The organism is Pseudomonas sp. PDM17 (assembly GCF_014851985.1).
Classification (GTDB): Bacteria; Pseudomonadota; Gammaproteobacteria; order Pseudomonadales; family Pseudomonadaceae; genus Pseudomonas.
This window is the reverse complement of the sequence record NZ_JACVAT010000041.1, coordinates 1-247: the sequence shown is the minus strand read 5'-3', so window position 1 is coordinate 247 and position 247 is coordinate 1. Positions and strand designations below refer to the sequence as shown.

Annotated in this window: 1 protein-coding gene; it reads right to left on the bottom strand. The window is 54.7% G+C overall.

Translation table 11 applies throughout. The features are described 5' to 3' along the window. Positions 1 to 247: hypothetical protein (locus IB256_RS31080; protein WP_192405000.1), on the bottom strand; the 247-nt coding region annotated here is incomplete at both ends.

The following is a 247-nucleotide window of genomic DNA, read 5'->3' as shown; positions in this document are numbered from 1 at the left end:
AGTTGTTGATGGTGTCGCCCATGTTGACGATGGACTCATTAGTCTCGTTGAGCTGAGACATGTTCACTGCATCGCTGTCATCCACGCCGCGAGCAACGTTGGTGATCCTGGTGCCGCCAGTCTTGGTCGTGCTGTTGTAGGTGTCGCCACCCAGGGTGATGCTGTTGTAGTTGACGGTGCCGTCGGTATTTGTGTCGTACTTGACCGTGCCCTTATCCAGGACGTCGATGTTGGTGTTGATGCCATC